Raw genomic sequence first — 19925 nt, 5'->3', positions numbered from 1 at the left:
AACGTGACCCCCCACACCCCTCTACTCCCACTGCGGGCAGTCCTGTTCGACATGGACGGCACGCTCGTCGACACCGAGCGCCTGTGGTGGGAGGCGGTCGAGCAGGTCGCCGGACGCCCGCTGACCGAGGCCGACCAGCCGGAGGTGCTCGGCCGGCCCGTCGAGTACACCGCCGCCTGGCTCGGCACCGCCACCGGGCGGACCGAGGCCGACCTCGCGGCCGAGCTGCACCGGGAGTTCGCCGCCCGAGTCCGCACCGGCATCGTGCCCCGCCCCGGCGCCCTGGACCTGCTGGACGCGCTGGCCCGGGCCGGTGTCCCCACCGCGCTGGTCACCGCGTCCCCGCGCGCGGTCGCCGACGTCGTGCTCGACGCCCTCGGCGCCGGACGGTTCGCGGTCTCCGTCACCGCCGACGACACCGCGCGCACCAAGCCGGCCCCCGATCCCTACCTCGCCGCCTGCCGGGCCCTCGGCGTCGAACCGGCCGCCTGTGTCGCCGTCGAGGACACCGAGACCGGCGTGGCCTCCGCCGAGGCCGCCGGGTGCGCCGTACTCGCCGTGCCCTCCCTCGCGCCGATCGGCGCGGCACCCGGGCGGACCGTGCGCGACAGCCTCCTCGGCGTCACACCCGAGGAGCTGTGCCGGATGGTCCTGCCCGAACTCCGCGTCATGAGCTGGAACCTGTGGCTCGGCGGCAGCGAGGTCGACGACCATCGCGCCAAGCAGGTCAAGGCCGTCCTGGAGAGCGGCGCGGACGTCGTCGGGCTCCAGGAGACCGCCGGTACGGCCGCCCAGGAACTGGCCGAGGCGCTCGGCTGGCACCACCACCGGGCCGGCGAGAACCTCGGCGTCATCAGCCGGCACCCCGTCACCGCCCGCTTCGGGGACCCCGACGTCGGCTTCTACGGCGCCGCCGGCGTGCGGATCGAGGTAGCGCCCGGCCGTGAGGTCGACGTGTGGACCGCCCACCTGCACTACACGCCGTACGGCCCCTACGAGGCCGCCTTCGACGGGCTCGGCGCGCCCGAGCTGATCGCCCACGAGGACGTACGGCTCGGGCAGATGCGGGACACGCTGCGCCGGATCGCCGAGTCGTGCGCCGACGGCGTCCCGGTCGTCCTCGTCGGCGACTTCAACTGCCCCTCCCACCTGGACCGGCCGGACGTGGCCTGGCCGGTGACCCGTGCCGCCGAGGAGGCGGGGTTCGCCGACTCCTACCGCGAGGCCCACCCGGACCCGGCGGCCGAGCCGGGACACACCTGGTCGCCGATCCATCCGGTGCACGACGGCAGCGGACGGCCCGAGCCGCAGGACCGGATCGACTACGTCCTGCACCGCGGCGGCCTGGCCGTGCGGGACGCGCGGACCCTCGTGGCCGGCACCCCGCGCCCGTGGCCCGACGTCGCGGGCAACGACTGGCCGTCCGACCACGCCGCGGTGGTCACCACCTTTGCCCTGCCCGGCAAGTGACCCGGGGTTACCGCAGGTCACCATTGCGGACCGGATGACGATCCCGTAGGTTGTGCCCGCTCTTACTGACTGGTAACACCGTTAGGTACTCCATGCGCTGGCCCGTCGGCCGTCCCACCACCGTCCGCACGCGGATCGTGGCGCTCGCTCTCGCCCCGGCCGTCGCCCTGATGGCCCTGTGGAGTTTCGCCATGGTGTCGGTCACCGCCGAGACGCGCGCGCTGATCCGGCTCCAGGGGGTGTACGAGGACTTCGGCACCCCCGTGGACACCGCGATCGGGCAGATCCAGATCGAGCGCCGGATGTCCGCCGCCTATCTGGGCGCCCGCCTGGACACGTCCATGGCGGGCGCGCTGCTCGGGCAGCAGCGCCGCACCGACCGGGCCGTCGACGCCTTGCGGCAGGCGGTCCGCGACGGGGACCGCGGCCGGCTGACGGACCGGCAGCGGCAGGCGCTGGACACCATGGTCGCCGCCACCGGGAAGCTGGAGGGGCTGCGCGAGCACGTGCTGTCCAGGGACATCACCTGGGACCGGGCGGTGGACGAGTACAGCGCGCTGGTCGAGCCCGGTTTCGACGTGCAGTCCACACTCACCGCACTCCAGGCCGGGCAACTGGCCCGGGAGGCGCAGGTCGTCATCGAGCTGGTCCGGGTTCGGGAGTTCGTCTCCCGCGAGGACGCCCTGGTCGCCGGGGCGCGGGCGGCCGGCACCCTGACCGACCGGCAGTACGACACCCTGACCGCGACCATCGAGGACCGGCGCGTCTTCGAGCGGACGTACGTTCCGGACCTGCCCGCCGACTCGCGCGGCCTCTTCGAGGACTTCCAGCGCGGGGACCTGTACCGCTCGCTGGCGCGGGGCGAGGACGCGCTGCTGCGCGCCGGTGCCGGGCGGGCCGGTCAGGCCGTCGCGGCGGACACCTGGCGCACGACCACCGACCGCGCCGTCAAGCGCTACATGCAGCTGTGCACCCGGTCCGCCGAGAACTCCGCCACCCGCGGCCGGGCCTTCGCCTACCACGAGCTGACCAAGGCCGCCGTCGTCGGCGCCGTCGGGCTGGCCGCCGTCGCCCTGTCCCTGTGGCTCGCGGTGCGCGGCGCCCGGCGCATCTCGCGCCGCCTGGAGATCCTGCGGGACGCCGCCGACGTGCTGGCCGCGCAACAGCTTCCGGATGTCATGCGGAGGCTGAGCGCCGGTGACGAGGTGGACGCGCTCGCCGAGGCGCCGCCGCTCGCCGCCGACGAGCTCCGGGACGACGAGATCGGCCAGGTCGGGCGGTCCTTCAACACGGCGCGCCTGGCCGCCGTGGAGGCCGCCGTCAAACAGGCCACCCTGCGCCGGGGCCTGTTCGCGGTGCTGCTCAACATCGCGCGCCGCAACCAGGCTTTGGTGCACCGCCAGTTGAAGCTCGTCGACACGCTGGAGCGGCGTACGGACGACCCGGACATCCTGCGCCAGCTGTTCCGCATCGACCATCTGACCACCCGGATGCGCCGGCACGCGGAGAGCCTCATCATCCTTTCCGGCGCGGCCCCGGGCCGCCGCTGGCGCAGGCCGGTGCCCGTCGCCGATGTCGTCGCCTCGGCGGTGAGCGAGATCGAGGACTACGCGCGCGTGGTGGTGCCGCCGATGCCCGAGGTCGGCGTCGCCGCGGACGCGGTCGCCGACGTCGTCCATCTCATCGCCGAACTCCTGGAGAACGCCACGGTGTTCTCGCCGCCGCACACCCAGGTCACCTTGCGCACCGGACGGGTCGGCAGCGGCTTCGTCCTGGAGATCGACGACCGCGGGCTCGGCCTGGACGACGAGCAGCGTGCCCAGGCCCACAGCACCCTCACCGACGCCGGGGCCTTCGACCCCACTCGGCACGACCGGCTCGGCCTGTACGTCGTCGGCCGCCTCGCCGCCCGCCACGGCATCGAGGTGAGCCTGCGGGACTCGCCCTACGGGGGTACGACGGCCGTGGTGCTGCTCCCGGAAGGGGTACTGGCGGAGGTGGAGCCGGTGGGGGCGGCGCACGTGCCGGGAGCGGTCGAGCGGCTGGGGCCGGTGGAGCGGTCGCTGTCGGCAGCGCGGTCAGGGTCGGTCGGACGGCTGGACCCGGTCGGACGGCTGGACCCGGTCGAGCGATCGGAGCCGGCCGAGCGGCCGGCACCGGTCGAACGGAAGGCGCCGGTGCTGGAGCTGCCCACCAGACGGCGCTCCACACCGCGGCCCGCAGCCGCACCCGGGCCCGCGCGGCAGGAAACCTCTGTGGAGGACTCCTCTGTGCCGGACGCCCCCGCGTCGGACGCCCCCGCGTCGGACGCCCCCGCGTCGGACGCCCCCGCGTCGGACGCCCCCGCGTCGGACGCCCCCGCGTCGGACGCCCCCGCGTCGGACGCCCCCGCGACGGACACCCCCACGCCCGACGCCTCCGCCCCGCAGACCGCCCCGGCCCTGCCCACCCGCACCCGCCAGGCCTCCCTCGTTCCGGAACTGCGCGACGAACCGCCTCCCCGTACGACCGGCCCGGAGCGCGAGGTCGGCCCCGAGGAGATGCGGGCGATCTTCGGAGCCTTCCAGCGAGGCCTGGACCGTGGTCGTAAGGGCCTGCCGGCGGCCACCGAGGCCGCCGGGACAGCCGAGGACGACGACCGGACCGGCACCGCGGCGGGCTCGGCCGGCGTGCCCGGCTTCCCGCCCGCCGCGCCGCAGGAACCGCCCACCGCGCCCGACGACGCCACCTCCCACGCCACCGCCCACGCCGAGGAAGGGACGGACACCGACGATGCACGGTGACGACCAGAACCCCGAGAACGCGGCCCTGCCCGCCGGAGCGCCCGGTACGGACCTCGGCTGGCTGCTCGACGACCTCGTGGCCCGTACCGACCACGTCCGCCAGGCCGTGCTGCTCACCGCCGACGGCCTCCCGCTGAGCTGCTCGGAGGGCATGCGCCGCCGGGACATCGAGCACCTGGCCGCCGTCTGCTCCGGCTTCCACGGCCTGGCCCGCTCGGCGGGGGAGCGGTTCGGTGCGGGGCAGGTGCGGCAGACCATGGTCATGCTGGAGGACGCCTATCTCTTCATCACCCCGGCCGGCCACGGCAGCCGCCTCGCCGTGCTGAGCGAGGCGAGCACCGACGTCGGACAGCTCGCCCACGAGATGGCCCTGCTCGTCCGCCGCCTCGGCCGCCACCTGGACGCCGCCACCCGCTCGGCCCGCTGATCCCGCGGTGAGCGACGAGCACTGGTACGAGGACGAGACCGGGTCGATGGTCCGTCCCTACACCGTGACCAGGGGTCGTACCCGGCCCTCGGAACGGCACGCCCTCGACCTGATGTCCCGGGTCACCGCGCTGGAGCCGGACGGCGCGGCACACCCGGACCTCGACCATGCCCGCGCCTCGCTGCTCGACCTGATCCGCCGGGGCGCGCGCCCCGTGGCCGAGCTGGCGGCGGACGCCGACCTGCCCCTGACCGTCGTCCGGGTCCTGCTCGGCGACCTGGCCGAGGCGGGGCTGGTCCGCATCGACCCGCCCCGGAGCCTGCCGGTCACCGGTCCGGCCGCCGATCCGGGGCTGCTGCGGGAGATCGTGGAGCGGCTGAGGGAGTTGTAGCCGCGGCGCCGGCGGCCGCGGCGACGCGGCGAAGCCCGGGTACGCCGGGTGGGGCTCACAGTGCCGGGTTCCACGGGACGACCTTGAAGTCACCCGTGCCCTGCTTCACCTTCTCGAAGGGAGCCGACGACACGCACGGCGGCAGGTCCTTGGTGTCCGTGGGGCTGCCGACCCCCGCCCAGCTGTAGCCCAGCCGGTCGTGCCGGCCGAGGTCGTGGACCGTGACGCCGACCCGCCTGCCCTTCGCCCCGGGCAGGTCCGAGGCCGTGATCACACCCGAGACGACGGCGACCTTCCCGCCCGTGACCAGGCAGTCCACCTTCGCCTTGGCCCAGGCGCCGTCGCCGTGCAGGTAGTGACTGAACGCGAAGGTGCCGGTGGCCTTCCGCGGGTTCATGTTGTCCTTCGGCGCCAGATGCGCGTCGAAGGAGAAGGTGATGTCGTCCCCGGCCGACCGGAACAGCTTGGCCGTGCCGGTGAGCGAGGCGGCCTCGCGCTGGGGATGGTGCGTCCCGCCTCCTGAGGCCATCGCCGCCCCCGCCGTCCCGGCGGTGATCAGCAGGGCGGTGGCAAAGGTGACGGCGGCGATCTTCGTACGACGCTGCATGACGGTCCTTTCCGCAGGTCAAGCGCGTGAACTGAACGCTCACCACTCTCCCGGCGCCGCGCCCCGCGCACATCGGCCCGCAGACGGCACCCCGCCTCCCCCGTCCGGCGGGGAGGCCCCGCCATGACCTGCGTCTCAGGGAGGACGGGAACCGTTCCCGGGGGCGCGCAACGAATCGCCGTCCGACCCCCGGCTCACGCAACGAACCGCTCACCGGCGCGCAACGGCTCCTTCTTGTCCGGCCGAGCGCGCCGACCGTACCTTCTTTATGGCCCCCCAAACCCCGTTTTCCGGTGAGGAACCCGCATGCGCACCGCCCTGCTCCAGAGCTCCGGCCGCCCCGGCTCCGTCGTCGAGAACCTCAAGGTCCTCGACGAGGCCGCGGGCCGGGCCGCCGCCGCGGGCGCCGCGCTGCTGGCCACGCCGGAGATGTTCCTGACCGGGTACGCGATCGGCGACGCCGTCGCCCGCCTCGCCGAGCCCGCCGACGGCGACTCGGCCGACGCGATCGCCGAGATCGCCACCCGGCACGGCCTGGCCATCGCCTACGGCTACCCGGAGCGCGACGGCGAGACCGTCTACAACTCCGTCCAGCTGATCTCCGGCGAGGGCACCCGGCTCGCGAACTACCGCAAGACCCACCTCTTCGGCTGCTTCGAGCGCGACCAGTTCACTCCGGGCGAGCAGCCGGTCGTCCAGGCCGAGCTGAACGGCCTGACCGTCGGCCTGATGATCTGCTACGACGTCGAGTTCCCGGAGAACGTCCGCGCCCACGCCCTGGCCGGCACCGACCTCCTCGTCGTACCGACCGCCCAGATGCATCCCTTCCAGTTCGTCGCCGAGTCCCTCGTGCCGGTGCGGGCCTGGGAGAACCAGATGTACGTCGCCTACGTCAACCGGGTCGGCCCCGAGGGCGAGTTCGAGTTCGTCGGACTGTCCGTCCTCGCCGGTCCCGACGGCATCGCCCGCACCCGCGCCGGCCGCGGCGAGGAGCTGGTCCTCGCCGACGCGGACCCCGTCTTCCTGGCCGCCTCCCGTGAGGCCAACCCGTACCTGAAGGACCGCCGCCCCGGTCTGTACGGGTCCCTCGTCTGACCCCCCGAGCCCTCACCCGTACCACCCCCGCGCAAGGAGTCCGTACCCCATGACGTCCACGGTGCCCAACGCCGTCGAGCACGCCGACGAGCAGCAGCCGCCGATCACCATGTTCGGCCCGGACTTCCCCTACGCCTACGACGACTTCCTCGCCCACCCGGCGGGCCTCGGCCAGATCCCCGCGACCGAGCACGGCACCGAGGTCGCGATCATCGGCGGCGGTCTGTCCGGCATCGTGGCCGCCTACGAGCTGATGAAGATGGGCCTCAAGCCCGTCGTCTACGAGGCGGACCAGATCGGCGGCCGGCTGCGCACGGTCGGGTTCGAGGGCTGCGACGAGTCGCTCAACTGCGAGCTGGGCGCGATGCGCTTCCCGCCGTCCTCCACCGCGCTCCAGCACTACATCGACATGGTGGGCCTGGAGACCAAGCCCTTCCCGAACCCGCTGGCCGAGGCCACCCCGTCCACCGTCGTGGACCTCAAGGGCGAGTCGCACTACGCCGAGACCGTCGGCGACCTGCCCCAGGTGTACCGGGACGTCGCCGATGCCTGGAACAAGTGCCTCGACGAGGGCGCCGACTTCTCCGACATGAACCGCGCCATGCGCGAGCGCGACGTCCCGCGCATCCGCGAGATCTGGGCGAAGCTGGTCGAGAAGCTCGACAACCAGACCTTCTACGGCTTCCTCTGCGACTCCGAGGCCTTCAAGTCCTTCCGGCACCGCGAGATCTTCGGCCAGGTCGGCTTCGGCACCGGTGGCTGGGACACCGACTTCCCGAACTCCATCCTGGAGATCCTGCGCGTCGTCTACACCGAGGCCGACGACCACCACCGCGGTATCGTCGGCGGCTCCCAGCAGCTGCCGCTGCGCCTGTGGGAGCGCGAGCCGGAGAAGATCGTCCACTGGCCGTACGGCACCTCGCTGAAGTCCCTGCACATGGACGGCGAGCCGCGCCCGGCCGTGACCCGGCTGCACCGCACCGCGGGCAACCAGATCACCGTGACGGACGCGAACGGCGACATCCGCACCTTCACGGCGGCCGTCTTCACCGCCCAGTCCTGGATGCTGCTGTCCAAGATCGCCTGCGACGACTCGCTCTTCCCGATCGATCACTGGACCGCGATCGAGCGCACCCACTACATGGAGTCCTCGAAGCTGTTCGTTCCCGTCGACCGGCCGTTCTGGCTGGACAAGGACGAGGAGACGGGCCGGGATGTCATGTCGATGACGCTGACCGACCGCATGACCCGCGGCACCTACCTGCTGGACGACGGCCCGGACAAGCCCGCCGTGATCTGCCTGTCCTACACCTGGTGCGACGACAGCCTGAAGTGGCTGCCGCTGTCCGCGAACGAGCGGATGGAGGTCATGCTGAAGTCGCTCGGCGAGATCTACCCGAAGGTCGACATCCGGAAGCACATCATCGGCAACCCGGTGACCGTCTCCTGGGAGAACGAGCCCTACTTCATGGGCGCGTTCAAGGCCAACCTGCCCGGCCACTACCGCTACCAGCGGCGCCTGTTCACGCACTTCATGCAGGACCGGCTGCCCGAGGACAAGCGGGGCATCTTCCTCGCGGGCGACGACATCTCCTGGACGGCCGGCTGGGCCGAGGGCGCGATCCAGACCGCGCTGAACGCGGTCTGGGGCGTCATGCACCACTTCGGCGGCGAGACCGACCCGGCCAACCCCGGCCCGGGTGACGTCTACGACGAGATCGCCCCGGTGGAACTGCCCGAGGACTGACCGGGACCGAGCCAAGGCGCGGGCGGCCGGACTCAGACTCCGGCCGCCCGCGCCTTTTCGAACACCTCGGCGGCGACGTCCTTCAGCTCGTCGGCGTCGCGCGGAGTGCCCTGCAGATCGACCAGGATCTCCTCCAGGCCGATCGAAGCGTGTGCGACCAGATCCTCCACGATCTGGTCGGCATTGCCCTGGAAGGGCTGACGGCCCTTCCCGTCGAACGCCTTCGCCGCGTACTCCGCGTTCACCCGCAGGACCGTCTGGATGGGCTCCTTGCGACCGCGCTCGGCCGCGAGGTCCCGCAGCCGCTGCCACTGTGCGGCGATCTGTTCCACGCCCATGCCCACCGGCAGCCAGCCGTCGGCGTGGTCGACGAGCCGGATCAGCGCCTTCTTGCTGCCCGCCGCCAGCATGATGGGGATCGGCCGGGCCGGCTTCGGGCCCACCACGGCGGACTCGATCTTGGTGATACGGCCGTCGTGGCGCACGGGGTCGGGGCCCCACACCGCGCGGCACACGTCGATGATCTCGTCCAGCACCTCGCCGCGCTCCGCGATCGGCCGGATGCCCGCGGCCGCGTACTCGTCCAGCGACCAGCCGGTGCCGAAGCCGGCGATCACCCGGCCGCCGCTCGCCGCGTCCAGCGTGGCCAGGGACTTGGCCAGCTGGAAGGGCTGGTGCAGGGGCGCGACCAGCACGCTGGAGCCCAGCCGGACCCGCTCCGTGGCCGCGGCGGCCAGGGCGAGCGTGACCAGTGGTTCCGCCACGTCGCGGTACGAGTCGGGCCAGGGCAGGCCCTCGACGCCGTACAGACCCTGGGTCGCGGGCTCCGGGAACAGGGCCCGCTCATAGACCCACAGGCTGTCGTATCCGATCCGCTCGGCGGTGCGTGCCACGTCGGGCACGTCCTTGCCGAGGTCGTACTGCCGATTCTGCGGAAGGCCGAGTCCGAGCCTGGTCGCCATGTGCCGAGTGCTCCTTCGCGATCGGTTGCCGCTTCAACGTACAGCGATCACGGCGGAGTTCCGGCTCGGCGGGGCGGGGTTGGCCGGATCGGGGCGGTTCAGTCGGCCAGCGGTGTGAGCAGCATGCGGCCCGCGAAGCCCACCGCCGCGTCCAGGCGTTCGGTGAAGTCCTCGGCGACGTCCTCGCAGCGGCGCAGCACCCACAGGGCCCTGGCGGCGGCCCAGGTCGCCTCCCGCGCCCGCTCCAGGCTCCAGGAGCCGAGCAGATGGGTGATCGGGTCGGCGATCTGGAGCAGGTCGGGACCCGGCATCAGATCCTCGCGGATGCGCTCCTCCAGCGAGACGAGGAGATCGCCCACGCGGTCGAACTCGTCCTCCAGGTCCGCCGGTTCGCAGCCGAGGGTACGACAGGTGTCCACCACGGCGAGCGCCAGATCGTGCCCGATGTGCGCGTTGATGCCCGCGAGCGCGAACTGCAGCGGCCGTACCCCGGGATGACCGCGGAACTGGAACAGGGGCCGCCAGCAGGCGGGCGGACGGCGGTCCTCGGCCCCCGCGTCGACCGCCGCCAGATACCGCTCGGCGAACCGCACGTCCAGCGCGGTCGCCGCCGACGGATCCGGGAACTCCCCGGCGTCCAGGCTCCGTTCCACCTCCTCGGTGACGGTGAGGTAGACACGGTTGAACACGGCGACCCCGTCCCGCTCGGGCAACTCCGCGTCGAGGGCGCGCATCCGGGCGAGGACGGCATCGACGGGCGTGGTGAAGTGTTCCAACTGCGCCATGGGGGAAGGGTCCCAGCCCTAGGCTGACCGGCGTGCCGACGGGCCCGGGGCTTCGCCGGAACGGGGGAACGCAGGGCGGGCGGGTGGGAGTGGCACAGGGCGGGCGGGTGGGAGTGGCACGGCGCGGGCGGGTGGGAGTGGCACAGCGCGGGCGGGTGGGAGCGGCACAGCGCGGGCGGGTGGGAGCGGAACAGGGCGAAGAGTGGCGGGGGCGACGCAGGGCGAGGGGCGGCGGGGGACGCAGTGCGGGAAGCAGGGGGGAGCGACACCGTGTCAGGCTTACGTGTCCGGCGCCTTGCCGCGCGCCGGGCCGAGCGCAGGCGGGCCCGGCGGCGCGCGGCGATGGTCGCGGCGGCTTCCGTGGTCACCGTGATCGGCGCCGTGACCGGGACGATCTCCGCGCTGGACCACGGCCGGGGCTCCGACCAGGCCCGGCGGCCCGAGGTGACCGGCTCGCCGACGCCCGTGCCCGCCGTCCCCTCGCCGCCGCCGTCCCCGCCGGGGACCACGCGGACTCCCACGGCCGTCCCGAGGCACCGGCTCCCCACCGCCGTCCCGACCCGTACCGCCGGGAGGAAGAGGCAACGGACCACCGTCGTGACACCCCTTCTGTACCGCCACCCCGACTCCCAGGTGATCGACTGGGTCCGCGCCCACCCCGGCGACCCGCGCACCGCCCTCATCGAGTCCCGGATCGCCGACCGGCCGGCCGCGGTGTGGTTCGCGGACTTCAGCCCGGACACCATCGCCGCCCGGGTCCGCACGGTCACCGCGGGCGCGGCGGCCGAGGGGCGGGTGCCGGTGCTCGTGCCGTACGTGATCGCGGACCGCGACTGCGGCGGCGCGTCCCAGGGCGGGGCGCCGGACCTCGCGGCCTACGACGCCTGGATCGAGGCCTTCGCCAGGGGGCTGGGCTCCGGCGAGGTGATCGTGATCCTGGAGCCGGACTCGATCGCCCAGTCGGACTGCCTCTCGGACGCCGACCGCGCGGCCCGCTTCGCCTCGCTCGCCCGCGCGGGCAGGACCCTGAAGGCGGCGAACCCCCGCGCGAGGGTCTATTACGACGGGGGCCACTCCGGCTGGAACCCGGCCGCGAAGCAGGCCGCCCTGCTCAAGGAGGCGGGGGCCGCGTCCTTCGACGGCGTCTTCAGCAACGTCTCCAACTTCCGCCCCACGGCCGAAGAGATCGCCTACGACCGGCAGGTGCTCGACGCCCTCGGCGGGCCGCGGTCCCTCGGTGCGGTGATCGACACCAGCCGCAACGGCAACGGCGCCCCGCCCGACGGCCAGTGGTGCGATCCGGCGGGGCGGAGGATCGGCAGGGCGCCGACCCTGGACACCGGGGAGGACCGGATCGACGCCTACCTGTGGGTGAAGCTGCCGGGGGAGTCGGACGGCTGCAAGGGCGCGGCCGGCACGTTCACCCCGTCCTACGCCTACGACTTGGCGCGCTGACCGTCCTCGTCGTCGTAGGCGGACGTGCCCTCGTCCAGCAGCGGCTCCTGTGCCTTGAGATGGGCGGGCGCGAGGGCGCGCAGGGCGTGGTAGCCGGTGATGACGACCAGGGTGCCGAGGGCGATGCCGCTGAGGGAGAAGGTGTCGGTGAACTTCATGCTCACGTTGCCGACGCCGATGATGATGCCGGCGGCGGCCGGGACCAGGTTCAGCGGATTGCGCAGATCCACCTCGGCGTGCAGCCAGATCTGCGCGCCGAGCAGGCCGATCATGCCGTAGAGGATCACGGTGATGCCGCCGAGCACACCGCCCGGGATCGCGGCCACCACGGCGCCGAACTTGGGGCAGACGCCGAAGAGCAGCGCGAAGCCGGCCGCGGCCCAGTAGGCGGCGGTGGAGTAGACGCGGGTCGCGGCCATGACGCCGATGTTCTCGGAGTAGGTGGTGTTGGGCGGGCCGCCCACCGCGGTCGACAGCATCGAGCCGATGCCGTCCGCGGAGATGGCGGTGCCCAGCTTGTCGTCCAGCCGGTGGCCGGTCATCTCGCCCACCGCCTTGACGTGGCCCGCGTTCTCCGCGACCAGGGCGATGACGACGGGCAGCGCGACCAGGATCGCCGACCACTGGAAGGACGGCCCGTGGAAGGAGGGCAGCCCGATCCACTCGGCCTTGGAGACGCCGGAGAGGTCCAGGCGCCAGTGGTCGGTGACCTGGCCGCCCGGGCTCATGGAGTGGATCTTCCCGAAGATCCGGTCGAAGGCCCAGGAGATGCCGTACCCGAAGACCAGGCCGAGGAAGATCGCGATGCGGGACCAGAAACCACGCAGACAGACGACCGCCAGACCGGTGAAGAGCATGACCAGCAGGGCCGTCCACTGGTCCTGCGGCCAGTAGGTGGAGGCGGTCACCGGGGCCAGGTTGAAGCCGATCAGCATGACCACCGCGCCGGTGACGATCGGCGGCATGGTGGCATGGATGATCCGGGCGCCGAACCGCTGGACGGCGAGGCCCACCAGGAACAGCGCGACGCCGACCACGAAGACCGCTCCGGTCACCGTGGCGCTCGTACCGCCCTGTGCGCGGATGACGGCGGCCACCCCGACGAAGGACAGTGAGCAGCCCAGGTAACTGGGCACGCGGCCGCGGGTGGCGAGCAGGAAGATCACGGTCGCGACACCGGACATCATGATCGCGAGATTGGGGTTCAGACCCATCAACACCGGGGCGACGAAGGATGCTCCGAACATGGCGACCACGTGCTGGGCGCCGAGGCCCACCGTGCGCGGCCAGGAGAGTCGTTCGTCGGGGCGTACCACCGCTCCGGGCGCGGGCGTACGCCCGTCACCGTGCAGCTTCCAGCGCACGCCGAGGTCCATGGTGGGGTTTCGCTTTCTCTGTACGTGAAGACGGTCCGAACCATTGTCACGGCTACCTCGCCGCTCTACGCTCGCACGGTCCCACTCATGAACTGTATTCACATACCTGACTTTCGACGATCGGAGCGCCTGATGAGTGGAAGATCCCGTGCGGCCGTGCTGCTGGCCGCTGCGGTGAGCCTCTCGGCCGTGCTCGTCCCCTCCGCGCACGCGGCACCCAAGACCCCGCGGACCGCCGTCCTCGACGGCGCCCGCCTCGAACGGACCCGGGCCCGCCTGGACCGTGACCCCCGACTCCGGCGCGCCCTCGCGGACTTGACCGCCCGCGCCGACGCCTGGCTCGGCCAGGGCTCCTGGACGGTCGTCGACAAACCGAAGCCCGCCCCCGGCGGTGACGTCCACGAGTACCTCAGCCAGGCCCCGTACTGGTGGCCCACCACGGCCCCGACCGCCGACAACCCCTGGGGCTGCCCCTACGTCCAGCGTGACGGGCAGCGCAATCCCGAGGTCGACAGCGGCACGGACCGGCAGGACGCGGAGAAGGTGTTCGACTCGGCGTACGACCTCTCGCTCGCCTGGTACTACACCGGCAGGCGGAGCTATGCCGAGAAGGCCGGGCAGATCCTGCGCACCTGGTTCCTCGCCCCGGCCACCCGGATGAACCCCGATCTGAACCACGCCCAGTTCATCCCGTGCAGGTACGACGGCCGGGCCATCGGCATCATCGACTTCTCGCAGTCCTACACGAGCGTGCTCGACGCGCAGGCGATCCTCGCCACCGGGGCCCCCGGCTGGAGCGCCGAGGACCGCACCGCGATGGGCAGGTGGAACGCCGACTTCCTCGGCTGGCTGAAGAGCAGCGACTTCGGCAAGCAGGAGGGGGCGGCCGCCAACAACCACGGCACCTTCTACGACATGCAGCTCGCCGCCCTCGCCTACGCCACCGGGGACACGGACCTGGCCCGGCGGACCGTGCTCGCCGCGCGCGCCAGGCGGATCGACCCGCAGATCGCCGCCGACGGCGGCCAGCCGCAGGAGCTCGCCCGCACCCGCAGCTGGCACTACTCGACCTTCGACCTCGTCGCCTACACCCGGCTCGCCGCCATCGGACGGCACGTGGGCGTGAACCTCTGGTCCTATCGCGGGCCGGACGGGCAGAGCCTGTTCAAGGCGGTGGACTACCTGCTCCCGGCCGCGACCGGTGCCGCCGCCTGGCCGCACCCCGAGCTGGAGTTCCACCGGTACGCGGCGGCTGACGTCGTGCACGCGGCGGCGGACGCCGGTGACGCGGCGGCCGAGTCGGCCGTGCCCGAGCTCCAGGCGCCTCCCGGCGGTGACCTGTGGGCACTCAGGCCCGCCGCCGAGCAGCTGGACTCCATAGCTGGCTGACCGGGCCTGACCATGGGGGGGCTTCCCGGCCGGGGATCCTGAGCGGTCGCTTAGTATGTAGGTGTCCCCATCGGCCCCGTACCTCGTCGCCCAGGAGCACCTCCCGTGACCGCCGAAGCCCCGATCGCCCCCGCCGTCGCCCATGGCCGGCTGATCCCCGTCACCGTCCACTTCGACGACCTGGACGCGCTCGGACTGCTCCACAACGCCCGCTACCCGTTGATGGTGGAGCGCGCCTGGACCGAGCTGTGGAGCGAGCACGGCGTCCGCTTCGACGGCGACTGGGCGGCCGCCGGTGACGCCTGCAACGCGGTCCGCGAACTGCGCATCGGCTACGAGGCGCCGGTGACCAGCCCGGGCACCTACGCCGTCCACCTCTGGCTGGAGCGGCTCGGCACCACCGGTCTCACCTACGGCTTCCGCTTCTGCTCGGCCGACGGGACGCGGACCTACGCGCGGGGCAGCCGGGTCCTGGTCCGGCTGGACGCGACGACCATGCGCCCCGCACCGTGGAGCGATGCCTTCAGGGCCGCGGGCCGGGAACTGCTGCGGCCTGCCGGCTGACCTCCGTCCGGCCGCCGCGCCCGGCGGTGCGCAGCACCCCCGCGCACACGACGAGCCCGGCCGCCAGCGTGGTCACCACGCAGAACGAGACCGTCAGGCTGGTCGCCTGGGCGACCCCGCCGATCAGGCTCGGCGCGATCAGTCCCGAGGTGTAGGTGATCGTCGCCACGCCCGCTATGGCCTGACTGGGGTGGGGCCCGGCGTGTCCGGCCGCCGCGAAGCACAGCGGTACGACGACCGCGATCCCGAGCCCCATCAGCGCGAACCCGGCCATCGCCACCGCCGGATGCCCCGCGACGACCACCAGCAGGCCGCCCAGCGCGGCGAGCACCCCACCGGCCCGGACGGTGCGGACCGCGCCATGGCGATCGACCGCCGCGTCCCCGGCGATCCGGGCCACCGCCATGGTCAGCATGAACCCGGTCGTGCACGCGGCCGCCAGGCCGGCCGAGCTGTCCAGCCGGTCCCGCAGGAACACCGCGGACCAGTCGAGGCTCGCCCCCTCCGCGAACACCGCGCAGAAGCCGACCGCACCGATCAGCAGGGCCGAGCGGGGCGGCAGCGCGAACCGCGGCGGGGGCTCCTCGTCCTCGGCGGGCTGCATGTCGAGCACCCAGCCGCAGGCCAGTAGGCCGAGCAGGGTGAGGGTCGCCGCCGCGAGCGCGTGGTGCACGCGCGCGTCCGAGCCGAGGTGGGCGGCGAGTGTGCCCGCCGCCGAGCCGGTGAGCGCGCCCGCGCTCCACATGCCGTGCAGACCCGACATGATCGACTTCCCGAGCCGCCGCTCGACCTCGACACCCAGCGCGTTCATCGCCACATCGGACATGCCGGAGGTCGCGCCGTAGGCGAACATCGCCAGGCACAGCGTGTACAGGTTCGGCGCGAGGGACGGCAGGACCAGCGAGAGCGTCCACAGCGCGAGCAGCCCGCGCAGGGCCGTACGGCTGCCGAAGCGATGAGTGATCCGGCCCGCCAGCGGCATCGCGCACGAGGCGCCGAACGCCGTGAACGCCAGGGTGAACCCGAGCTGCCCCGCGCCGAGCGAGGCGTGGTCCTGGATCCACGGCACGCGGGTCGCGAAGGAGCCCGTCACGGCGCCGTGCACGGCGAACACGGCCGCCACGGCGTACCGGGCGCGCCTGACGTCGTCGCGCGCGCAACCCACGTCACTCATGTTCCAGCCCCTCCCCGAAAAGTTCCCCGCCGCCGCCTCGTGGCACCGCCGTAAACTATCAGGGACCCTGCCTGATAGATAGGGAGTATTACGGCCGCCGGCATCTGGGAGGATTCGCGACATGCCCGCATCACCGAGCACCGCCCGGGCCATCAACGACCGGCTCGCCCTGCGGCTGCTGCAGCAGGAGGGCCCGCTGACGGCAGGGCAGTTGAAGCAGCTGACCGGACTGTCCCGGCCGACCGTCGCGGACCTCGTCGAACGGCTCACCGCCTCCGGACTGATCACGGTGGTCGGGGAGTCCGGCGAACAGCGCCGGGGGCCGAACGCCCGGCTGTACGGCATCGTCGCCGGCCGTGCCCACCTGGCCGCGCTCGACGTCCGCACCGGGGGAGTCTTCGTGCTGGTCTCGGACCTGGTCGGGCGGGTGCTCGCCGAGGCGTCCGTGCCGATCGGCGGCGACACCGGGACCGGGCCCGCCGTGGAGCAGGCGGTGACGGCGGTGGAGCGGACCGCGAAGGAGGCCGGTGCGGACCGGCTGCACACGGTCGGCATCGGAGCGCCGGGCCTGATCGACCCGGCCACCGGCGACCTCCGCGACTCCGGCGGCCTGCCCGCCTGGCACCGCCGCCTCGCCGCGGCCCTGCAGGAACGGCTGCCCGAGGCCCGGGTCACCGTGGAGAACGAGACCAACCTGGCCGCGGTGGCCGAGCAGCGCGAGGGCGCGGCCCGCGACCGGGACACCTTCGTCCTGCTCTGGCTGGGCCACGGCGTCGGCGCAGCCGTCGTCCTGGACGGCACCCTGCGCCGCGGCGCCTCCGGCGGCACGGGCGAGATCGGCTTCCTGCCGGTGCCGGGAACGACGTCCCTGCCCTCGGCGACGGACTGCGACGGCGGCTTCCACTCGCTGACGGGGGCGGCGGCGATCGTCTCCCTCGCGGCGGAGTGCGGCCTGCCCGTGCCGGATGCGACGGACGGGCCGGGGGCGGCCGAGGTGGTGCGGGACGCCGTGGCGGAGATGTCGCGGGAGCCGGCTGCGGCCACCGTGCCGGCAGCGACTCCCCCCGCCCACCGCTTCCTCCAGGAACTGGCCGACCGGGTCGCCGTCGGGGCCGCTTCCGTCGTCGCCGTCCTGGACCCCGGATGCGTGGTGCTCGGCGGGGAGGTCGGCCAGGCCGGGGGAGCGGTGCTCGCGGGACTGGTCGAGGAGCGGCTGTGCCGGGTGTCGCCCCTGCCCACCGAGGTGCGGCCGAGCTCCCTCGGCGGGACCGCCGTGCTGCGCGGAGCCCTGCTGACGGCCCGGGAGCGGGCACAGGACGAGCTGTTCGCGCCGCCCGAGCGCCAGGGCGCATCCTCGCGGACGTAAGCGGCTCGCCCCGCGGAAAGCCGCGTGCGGGACGGCGGGCCGGCGCCGTCGCCGGCGACCGGCCGCACCGCACGCCCCGCACCGTGCTCAGCCCTGCCCGAACCGCCGCGCCAGGTGGTCCTCGAAGGTCCCCTTGCCCACCGCCTCGTCCGGGGCCAGATGCCCGCCCGCGCGGAAGGCGCGGTACGTCTTCCCGAAAAGCGGTACGTTCGCCACGGCCCGGCGGCGCCCGGTCGCCCGGAGGTAGGCACGGGCCAGCGAGTCGAACGAGCGCACCTCCGGACCGGCCATGTCCGGCACCCGTCCGGCCGGTGCCCCCACGGCCAACTCGGCCAGGCGGTCCGCGACTTCGGCCACCTCCACCGGCTGGTCCGGCACCCCGGCCGGGACCAGCACGACGGGCGGCTTGGCGAGCCCTTGGAACAGCGTCACCAGCAGGTCGTGGAACTGCGTCGCCCGCAGCACGGTCCAGCCGAGCCCCGACTCCTCGATCCGGCGCTCCACCGCGAGCTTCGATCTGTAGTAACCGAACGGCACCCGGTCGACGCCGACGATGGAGATGTACACCAGATGGCGCACCCCGGCCCGCCGCGCCGCCGCGATCAGATGGTCCGCCGCCGCCTCGTCCCCGCCCCGCGTACTGCTCGCACAGTGCACGACGGTCTCGACACCCGCGAGGGCCGTGTCCAGGGCGGGTCCGCCCTCGCGCAGGTCGACGGCGTACGGCTGCGCGTGCCGGCTGAGCACCCGCACCTCGTGCCCGTCCGCCCGCAGCCGCTCGGTGACGAGCCGTCCGAGCGTTCCGGTCCCGCCGGTCACCAGGATCGTGGTCATGCTGTCTCCGTCCCTCCGGACTCCGGGACGCCCCGGTCGGAGCGCCCTTCGTCAGCTGAGACCGCGCAGCCCCGTGAGATGTGACAGGCCCCGGCCATCAGCGGCTCAGCCGCCGCCGCGCATGGTCCAGCTTGTCCGGGTTCATCACGGCCCACACGCACGCGACCAGCCCGTCCACCAGCTCGAACCCGACGACCCCGACCAGCGTGTCGCCCGCCCACGAGGCCACCCCGCTCGCGCCGTTGACCTCCACCACCGTGTACTCCAGGCCCACGGCGAAGCGCTGCGCGGCGCCCGCCGCGAAGCGGGCGACCTTCTCCCGGCCCTCGATCGGCCGCAGGGCCGCCGTGACCTTGCCGCCGCCGTCGCTCCACCAGGTCACGTCCGCCGCGAGCAGCTTCTCCAGGCCGGCGAGATCGCCTTCCCGGGCCGCCGTGATGAACGACGCGACCAGCTCCTCGCGTCGCTCGGGGGCGGGCTCGAACCGGGTCTTCGCCACGGCCACCCGGCCCACCGCCCGCCGGTACAGCTGTCGGCAGTTGGCCTCGCTCAGGTCCAGGACGCCCGAGATCTCCCGGTGGCCGTACCCGAACGCCTCGCGCAGCACGTACACCGCGCGCTCGGTGGGCGTCAGCCGCTCCAGCAGCACCAGCATCGCCATCGAGACCTGCTCGCGCGCCTGTGCCGACTCGAGCGGTCCGAGCGTCCCGTCGGAGGTGACCACCGGCTCCGGCAGCCACTCCCCGACGTACTCCTCACGGCGCGCCCGGGCCGAGGTCAGCCGGTTCAGGCACAGGTTGGTGACGGTCCGGGCGAGCCAAGCCCCCAGGTGCTCGATGCCCGCGCGGTCGGCGCCGCTGAACCGCAGATACGCGTCCTGCACCGTGTCCTCGGCCTCCTGCGCGGAGCCGAGCAGACGGTAGGCCAGGCCGAACAGCCGGGGGCGGTGGGACTCGAACTCGTGGGCGGGCTCAGGCGTCGTCATGGGCTCACCCTGCCAGAGCCCTGCCGACGCTCTGACGGCCCGGCGGCGGGCAAGGGCCGTCGTCACCGCCACCGGGCCCGCCCGAACCCTAAAAGGACTAGACCAGTGTGGTCAATGGGTCCGGACCAAGGTCAACCCGTGGTGCCCGGACGGTAGTTGACCGGCGCGATTCCTGCGCGCAAGTCCAGCGACACGCACTGTGAGGGAGCCCACATGCTTCGCCTGTCTGGACGACCACCCGGCGTGGCACACTGGCCCTGTACCAGAAGCAGCGCACTCCGGGGTCGGTGAAAGTCCGAACCGGCGGTTATAGTCCGCGACCCGGTCGCTTCCAGCGGCCGGTTGACCAGGTGAAATTCCTGGACCGACGGTTAAAGTCCGGATGGGAGGCAGTGCGCGGCGGACGAGCATGCACCCATGCGCGTCGCCGTCTCTGGGCTCGTCCGCACGCGGACGGGTCCTTTTCGGCGTCGGCGAAACTCACGGTGTTGCTCATCCGTCCATTCTGTCGTCAT

Annotated in this window: 17 protein-coding genes and 1 riboswitch; of the genes, 10 read left to right on the top strand and 7 right to left on the bottom strand. The window is 73.2% G+C overall.

Features of this window, described 5'->3' with window-relative positions; genetic code table 11:
* Positions 1-3: 3 nt before the first annotated feature.
* The 4 genes from AVL59_RS33755 to AVL59_RS33740 all read left to right on the top strand — a co-directional run bounded on the left by AVL59_RS33755 (position 4) and on the right by AVL59_RS33740 (position 5071).
* The gene (locus AVL59_RS33755) at positions 4-1470 is read left to right on the top strand and encodes an HAD-IA family hydrolase (protein WP_067318073.1); all 1467 of its coding nucleotides are present in this window, start codon (positions 4-6) and stop codon (positions 1468-1470) included.
* Positions 1471-1562: 92 nt separating this feature from the next.
* Positions 1563-4253 (top strand): nitrate- and nitrite sensing domain-containing protein, encoded by a 2691-nt coding sequence (locus tag AVL59_RS33750; protein ID WP_079147145.1) that lies wholly within the window; start codon positions 1563-1565, stop codon positions 4251-4253.
* Positions 4243-4680: a roadblock/LC7 domain-containing protein gene (locus AVL59_RS33745; protein ID WP_079147144.1), complete on the top strand. Its 438-nt coding sequence runs from the start codon at positions 4243-4245 to the stop codon at positions 4678-4680. The genes AVL59_RS33750 and AVL59_RS33745 overlap by 11 nt, the downstream gene beginning before the upstream one ends.
* 7 nt (positions 4681-4687) lie before the next feature.
* Positions 4688-5071 (top strand): DUF742 domain-containing protein, encoded by a 384-nt coding sequence (locus AVL59_RS33740; protein ID WP_237281760.1) that lies wholly within the window; start codon positions 4688-4690, stop codon positions 5069-5071.
* A 55-nt stretch (positions 5072-5126) separates the two neighbouring features.
* Here AVL59_RS33740 and AVL59_RS33735 read toward each other — a convergent pair whose 3' ends face one another.
* Entirely contained in the window at positions 5127-5678 is a 552-nt protein-coding gene (locus AVL59_RS33735) for a Repetin (RefSeq protein WP_067312336.1), read from the bottom strand.
* A 306-nt stretch (positions 5679-5984) separates the two neighbouring features.
* On the opposite strand from AVL59_RS33735, the gene AVL59_RS33730 reads away from it, so the two are divergent.
* Together AVL59_RS33730 and AVL59_RS33725 are read left to right on the top strand one after the other, a co-directional pair.
* Positions 5985-6773, top strand: a complete 789-nt coding sequence (locus AVL59_RS33730) for a carbon-nitrogen hydrolase family protein (protein ID WP_067312333.1) — start codon at positions 5985-5987, stop codon at positions 6771-6773.
* Positions 6774-6822: 49 nt separating this feature from the next.
* On the top strand, positions 6823-8520 hold the full coding sequence (locus tag AVL59_RS33725; RefSeq protein ID WP_067312330.1) for a flavin monoamine oxidase family protein: 1698 nt from the start codon (positions 6823-6825) through the stop codon (positions 8518-8520).
* Positions 8521-8552: 32 nt separating this feature from the next.
* Here the strand turns inward: AVL59_RS33725 and AVL59_RS33720 are convergent, their stop codons facing one another.
* Complete coding sequence (locus AVL59_RS33720) at positions 8553-9482, bottom strand: LLM class F420-dependent oxidoreductase (protein WP_067312328.1); 930 nt, start codon at positions 9480-9482, stop codon at positions 8553-8555.
* Positions 9483-9580: 98 nt separating this feature from the next.
* Positions 9581-10267, bottom strand: a complete 687-nt coding sequence (locus AVL59_RS33715) for a DUF5995 family protein (RefSeq protein WP_067312325.1) — start codon at positions 10265-10267, stop codon at positions 9581-9583.
* Between the two features lie 342 nt (positions 10268-10609).
* Here AVL59_RS33715 and AVL59_RS33710 point away from each other — a divergent pair, with 342 nt between their 5' ends.
* The gene (locus AVL59_RS33710) at positions 10610-11722 is read left to right on the top strand and encodes a glycoside hydrolase family 6 protein (protein ID WP_067312322.1); all 1113 of its coding nucleotides are present in this window, start codon (positions 10610-10612) and stop codon (positions 11720-11722) included.
* Here the strand turns inward: AVL59_RS33710 and AVL59_RS33705 are convergent.
* The gene (locus AVL59_RS33705) at positions 11704-13098 is read right to left on the bottom strand and encodes a uracil-xanthine permease family protein (protein WP_067312319.1); all 1395 of its coding nucleotides are present in this window, start codon (positions 13096-13098) and stop codon (positions 11704-11706) included. The genes AVL59_RS33710 and AVL59_RS33705 overlap by 19 nt on opposite strands.
* Before the next feature lie 132 nt (positions 13099-13230).
* Between AVL59_RS33705 and AVL59_RS33700 the strand changes: the two genes are divergently transcribed.
* A complete protein-coding gene (locus AVL59_RS33700; RefSeq protein ID WP_067312316.1) occupies positions 13231-14487 on the top strand; it encodes an alginate lyase family protein in 1257 nt (418 codons plus the stop codon).
* 105 nt (positions 14488-14592) lie between these two features.
* Positions 14593-15051, top strand: coding sequence for an acyl-CoA thioesterase (locus AVL59_RS33695; RefSeq protein ID WP_067312313.1), 459 nt, complete (start codon positions 14593-14595; stop codon positions 15049-15051).
* Here AVL59_RS33695 and AVL59_RS33690 read toward each other — a convergent pair.
* Complete coding sequence (locus AVL59_RS33690) at positions 15011-16225, bottom strand: MFS transporter (RefSeq protein WP_067312310.1); 1215 nt, start codon at positions 16223-16225, stop codon at positions 15011-15013. The two genes, AVL59_RS33695 and AVL59_RS33690, sit on opposite strands and share 41 nt — an antisense overlap.
* A 121-nt stretch (positions 16226-16346) precedes the next feature.
* Here AVL59_RS33690 and AVL59_RS33685 point away from each other — a divergent pair, with 121 nt between their 5' ends.
* Positions 16347-17591 carry an ROK family transcriptional regulator gene (locus tag AVL59_RS33685; RefSeq protein ID WP_067312307.1) on the top strand — a complete coding sequence of 415 codons (1245 nt, stop codon included), beginning with the start codon at positions 16347-16349 and terminating at the stop codon, positions 17589-17591.
* 87 nt (positions 17592-17678) lie between these two features.
* Here the strand turns inward: AVL59_RS33685 and AVL59_RS33680 are convergent, their stop codons facing one another.
* Positions 17679-18425, bottom strand: coding sequence for an SDR family oxidoreductase (locus AVL59_RS33680; protein WP_067312304.1), 747 nt, complete (start codon positions 18423-18425; stop codon positions 17679-17681).
* Between the two features lie 97 nt (positions 18426-18522).
* Positions 18523-19410, bottom strand: a complete 888-nt coding sequence (locus AVL59_RS33675) for an RNA polymerase sigma-70 factor (RefSeq protein ID WP_067312301.1) — start codon at positions 19408-19410, stop codon at positions 18523-18525.
* 269 nt (positions 19411-19679) lie between these two features.
* Positions 19680-19810: riboswitch (FMN riboswitch) on the top strand.
* The last annotated feature ends 115 nt before the right edge of the window (positions 19811-19925 follow it).

Source organism: Streptomyces griseochromogenes (assembly GCF_001542625.1).
Lineage (GTDB): Bacteria > Actinomycetota > Actinomycetes > Streptomycetales > Streptomycetaceae > Streptomyces > Streptomyces griseochromogenes.
The sequence above is the reverse complement of the archived record's forward strand: the minus strand, read 5'-3'. Positions and strand labels throughout refer to the sequence as shown.

Excerpts from the sequence above, each read along its gene's own strand:
- AVL59_RS33750 (WP_079147145.1), top strand. The coding sequence starts at position 1,563 with ATGCGCTGGCCCGTCGGCCGTCCCACCACCGTCCGCACGCGGATCGTG.
- AVL59_RS33745 (WP_079147144.1), top strand. The coding sequence starts at position 4,243 with ATGCACGGTGACGACCAGAACCCCGAGAACGCGGCCCTGCCCGCCGGA.
- AVL59_RS33735 (WP_067312336.1), bottom strand. The coding sequence starts at position 5,678 with ATGCAGCGTCGTACGAAGATCGCCGCCGTCACCTTTGCCACCGCCCTG.
- AVL59_RS33730 (WP_067312333.1), top strand. The coding sequence starts at position 5,985 with ATGCGCACCGCCCTGCTCCAGAGCTCCGGCCGCCCCGGCTCCGTCGTC.
- AVL59_RS33725 (WP_067312330.1), top strand. The coding sequence starts at position 6,823 with ATGACGTCCACGGTGCCCAACGCCGTCGAGCACGCCGACGAGCAGCAG.
- AVL59_RS33720 (WP_067312328.1), bottom strand. The coding sequence starts at position 9,482 with ATGGCGACCAGGCTCGGACTCGGCCTTCCGCAGAATCGGCAGTACGAC.
- AVL59_RS33715 (WP_067312325.1), bottom strand. The coding sequence starts at position 10,267 with ATGGCGCAGTTGGAACACTTCACCACGCCCGTCGATGCCGTCCTCGCC.
- AVL59_RS33710 (WP_067312322.1), top strand. The coding sequence starts at position 10,610 with ATGGTCGCGGCGGCTTCCGTGGTCACCGTGATCGGCGCCGTGACCGGG.
- AVL59_RS33705 (WP_067312319.1), bottom strand. The coding sequence starts at position 13,098 with ATGGACCTCGGCGTGCGCTGGAAGCTGCACGGTGACGGGCGTACGCCC.
- AVL59_RS33700 (WP_067312316.1), top strand. The coding sequence starts at position 13,231 with ATGAGTGGAAGATCCCGTGCGGCCGTGCTGCTGGCCGCTGCGGTGAGC.
- AVL59_RS33690 (WP_067312310.1), bottom strand. The coding sequence starts at position 16,225 with ATGAGTGACGTGGGTTGCGCGCGCGACGACGTCAGGCGCGCCCGGTAC.
- AVL59_RS33685 (WP_067312307.1), top strand. The coding sequence starts at position 16,347 with ATGCCCGCATCACCGAGCACCGCCCGGGCCATCAACGACCGGCTCGCC.
- AVL59_RS33680 (WP_067312304.1), bottom strand. The coding sequence starts at position 18,425 with ATGACCACGATCCTGGTGACCGGCGGGACCGGAACGCTCGGACGGCTC.
- AVL59_RS33675 (WP_067312301.1), bottom strand. The coding sequence starts at position 19,410 with ATGACGACGCCTGAGCCCGCCCACGAGTTCGAGTCCCACCGCCCCCGG.